5 protein-coding genes are annotated in these 3,570 nt (G+C 70.8%); 3 read left to right on the top strand and 2 right to left on the bottom strand.

Translation table 11 applies throughout. From position 1 onward, the window contains the following. Window positions 1-11 precede the first annotated feature (11 nt). A complete protein-coding gene (locus E1287_RS42535) occupies window positions 12-662 on the bottom strand; it encodes an MBL fold metallo-hydrolase (protein WP_131971715.1) in 651 nt (216 codons plus the stop codon). A 103-nt stretch (window positions 663-765) separates the two neighbouring features. On the opposite strand from E1287_RS42535, the gene E1287_RS42530 reads away from it, so the two are divergent. The 3 genes from E1287_RS42530 to E1287_RS42520 are packed head-to-tail and all read left to right on the top strand — an operon-like array spanning window position 766 to window position 3,153. Next, the gene (locus E1287_RS42530) at window positions 766-1,833 is read left to right on the top strand and encodes a phosphotransferase family protein (protein WP_131971713.1); all 1,068 of its coding nucleotides are present in this window, start codon (window positions 766-768) and stop codon (window positions 1,831-1,833) included. After that, window positions 1,830-2,930, top strand: coding sequence for a hypothetical protein (locus E1287_RS42525; protein WP_131971711.1), 1,101 nt, complete (start codon window positions 1,830-1,832; stop codon window positions 2,928-2,930). The genes E1287_RS42530 and E1287_RS42525 overlap by 4 nt, the downstream gene beginning before the upstream one ends. A 22-nt stretch (window positions 2,931-2,952) precedes the next feature. Beyond that, a complete protein-coding gene (locus E1287_RS42520) occupies window positions 2,953-3,153 on the top strand; it encodes a hypothetical protein (protein ID WP_131971709.1) in 201 nt (66 codons plus the stop codon). Between the two features lie 64 nt (window positions 3,154-3,217). On the opposite strand, the gene E1287_RS42515 is transcribed toward E1287_RS42520, so the two are convergent. Beyond that, window positions 3,218-3,517, bottom strand: a complete 300-nt coding sequence (locus E1287_RS42515; protein WP_131971707.1) for a Fe-S cluster assembly protein HesB — start codon at window positions 3,515-3,517, stop codon at window positions 3,218-3,220. Between the last annotated feature and the right edge of the window lie 53 nt (window positions 3,518-3,570).

The raw sequence follows: 3,570 nt of genomic DNA, 5'->3' as shown, positions 1-3,570 counted from the left end.
GGGGGCTCGGTTCACGCGGCGGCCAGATCGACCGAGGCGCCGGGGGCCAGGCGCGTGAACTCCCTGCCGAGTTCCTCGCCGGCCTTGGTGACGTGGTTCTGCATCACCGCGAGCCCGATGTCGTTCAGCAGCCCGTCGTGGATGACGAACGCGCGCTCCGGCCGGACCTCCCGCGTGTACGAGTACAGCTCGGGGATCTTCAGCCAGGGCGCGTTGCCGGGCAGGCACAGCGTCCGGACGGGCTCGGACGGGACGGTCAGCGCGTCCCCCGGGTGGAAGACCTCCCCGTCGACGAGGAACCCGGTGTTCGGGATCGGCGGGACGTCCGGGTGCAGGATCTCGTGGTCCTCGCCGTACACGTGGACGTCGAAGCCCGCGATCGTAACGGCGTCGCCATGCCCGACCTGGTGGACGCGTCCGCCCAGGTCGGAGAGGTTCTCGGCGACGACGCGGGACGTCCAGACCTGGAGTCCTGGGCGCTCGGCCATCGCGGCGCGCAGCGCGTCGGGTTCGAAGTGGTCGGGGTGCTCGTGGGTGATGAGGACCGCGTCGGCGGCGGCGAGCGCGCCGGACGCGTCGCTGAACGAGCCGGGGTCGATGACGATCGTCCGGTCGTCCTTCGTGAGCTGAACGCAGGCGTGGCCGAGTTTCGTGAGACGCATTGGGCGATTTTTTCACGCGGGACGTCCGGTCCCGTTGACCGCCCCCTGCCCCCGTTGATAGAACACGTTCTACTTCGGGGACCCGGTGTGAGGAGGCGGCTCGATGCCCGTTCCCGACCAGCGCGACCCCGAGGTCACCGGCCGCGCGCTGACCGCCTGGTTCGGCCGCCACCTGCCCGGCGTCCGGATTCCGCACCTGGAGACCCCGCAGAACAGCGGCTTCTCCAGCGAGACCCTGATGTTCGACGCCGAATGGACGGACGGCGACGGCGCCCAGCGGCGGGAGCCTTTCGTCGCGCGGGTCGCCCCGGCCGGGTACCAGATCTTCCCCGAGCCGCGGTTCGAGGAGCAGTACCGGCTAATGCGGATCCTGGACGAGCGCACCGGCATCCCGGTGCCGCCGATCCGCTGGTACGAGCCGTCCGGGGACGTGCTCGGCGCGCCGTTCTTCGTCATGGGACGCGTCGAAGGACGCGTTCCCACCGACATGCCGCCGTACCACATGGGCGGGTGGGTCACCGAGGCCCCGCCGGACGAGCGGGCCGCGATGTGGTGGTCGACGCTGGAGATCCTCGCGAGCCTGCACCGCCTGGACGCGGACGATCTCGGCCTCGGCTTCCTGGACCAGCCCGCCTGGGGCGCGACCGGGCTCGACCAGCGGCTCGCCTACTACGAGAACTACCTCCACTGGGCGTACAAGGGGCCGCAGAAGACCGCGCTCAAGGCCCTGGAATGGCTGAAGGCGAACCGCCCCGACGAACCGGACGACCCCGCCGTGCTATGGGGCGACGCCCGCATCGGCAACGTGATCTTCCGGTCGGGCGTTCCGGCGGCCGTCCTGGACTGGGAGACCGCCGTGCTCGGCGCCCCCGAGGAGGACCTCGCCTGGTTCCTGTTCCTCGACCGCCACCACTCCGAGGGCGTCGGCGTGCCGCGCCTGGACGGCTTCCCGCCACACACCGACACGGTCGCCCGCTACGAGGAGCTGCTCGGACGCCCGATGCGGCACCTCGCGTACTACGAGATCCTGTCCGGCTTCAAATTCTCGGTGATCATGGCGCGGATCGGGCAGGCGATGATCGACTTCGGCTGGATCGACGAGACCGCCGACTTCCCCTACAACAACAACTGCACGCAGCTGCTCGCGCGCATCCTGGGAGACGGCCGGTGACGCTCTCGCCCCTCGACGACTACCCCGTCCACCAGGCGCCCGAGGTGATGCGGCACGTCACGACGTCCGACCGCAACTTCTACGACCGGTACTACTTCAACGTCCACCCCTGCTCGGACGAGCTGATGCTGATCATCGGGGTCGGGCAGTACCCGAACCTCGGGGTCATGGACGCCTTCGCGGTCGTGCGGCGCGGGCCGCTGCACAGGGTCGTCCGAGCGTCGCGGGAACTGGGGGACGACCGCATGGACACGTCCGTCGGCCCGTTCCGCGTCGAGGTGATCGAGGGGCTGAAGCGGCTCAGGGTCGTCCTGGACGAGAACGAGCACGGCCTCGCGTTCGACCTCTCCTGGGAAGGGACGATCCCCGCCACGCTGGAGCCGCCGCACTATCTCCGCTGGCAGGAGCGGGTCATGTTCGACTCGCGGCGCCTCGCGCAGACCGGCCGCTGGACGGGGACCATCACGATCGACGGCGACACCATCGACGTCACGCCCGACCATTGGTGGGGCTCGCGGGACCGCTCGTGGGGCATCCGTCCCGTGGGCGAACCGGAGCCGCCGGGCATCCAGGTCAAGAACGCGGGGACGTTCTACTGGCTGTACGCGCCGATGCAGTTCGAGGACCACTCGATCCTCTGCATCGTCCAGGAGGACGAGAAGGGACGGCGCGTCCTGGAAGAGGCCACCCGTGTCTGGCCCGATCGCGAGGCCGAATACCTGGGGCGTCCCGAGTACGTCCCCGTCTACGCCGCCGGCACCCGGGACGTGGTCACCGCGACGCTCCGGTTCGCGCCGCCCGGCGGGGCGCCGTTCGAGGTCCGGGCGACGCCGATCCTGCCCGTCCACATGATGGTCGGCACCGGGTACGGGCTGGAGCCCGGCTGGAAGCACGGCATGTACCAGGGGCCGGACCTCAAGGTCGAGGGCGTCGCCCACGACCTGCGGAACCCGGACGACGCCGCCCGCATGTGGGGCATGATCGACGCGGTCGGCCGCTACGAGTACCTGGACGGCGCCGAACCGGCCGACGCCGTCACCGGCCACGGCCTCTACGAGTACTGGGCGCTGGGCCCGCACCCGTCATTCGAGGGCTAGCGGATCTGCGAGACTGGCGAGCGTGACGACCCCGCCTTCGCCCGACCCCTCGGACGCGGAACGGCCGTCCCGGGAGGAGCTGGACCGGCAGGTGCGCGACCGCTACCGGAGCTGGCGCGACCAGCCGCGCGGCCTGGGCTGCGCGGTCGTCGCCGCCTTCATGGTCCTCACCACGGTGGCGTTCGTGCTCGCCATCGTGGCCGCCATCGCGGCGGCCCGCTGAGCCGGGCCAGAAGGCTGAAGCCGGGGCGCCGATGGGTTCGGCACCCCGGCTCCAGAAGCTCGGTTCAGGCCGGGGTGCCCTCGGACCCCTCCGCGATGGTGAACGCGACGTCGCCCTGCGGGTCGACCTGCGCGTCGAGGGTCTTGTCGTCCAGCATCTCGGCGACGCTGGGCTCCAGGTACACCTTGGCGCCCTCCTCCTCGACGACCTGGTCGCCGGCCTCCGGGGCGGGCGCGACCGAGAGCCGCAGGGCGTCCGAGCCGTCGAGCCCGGACTCGATGCGGATGCCGGTCTCCGGCGGAAGCTCCGGGTTCGCGGTCACGGTACGTATGACCTGGACGGCACCGCTGGTCAGCGTGAGCACGATCAGCTCCTCACGTCTTCTGTCTCTTGGATCGGATCTGCCCCACCCTCCCC

Source organism: Actinomadura sp. KC06 (assembly GCF_004348735.1).
Classification (GTDB): Bacteria; Actinomycetota; Actinomycetes; order Streptosporangiales; family Streptosporangiaceae; genus Spirillospora.
This window is presented reverse-complemented; position numbering and strand designations above follow the sequence as displayed.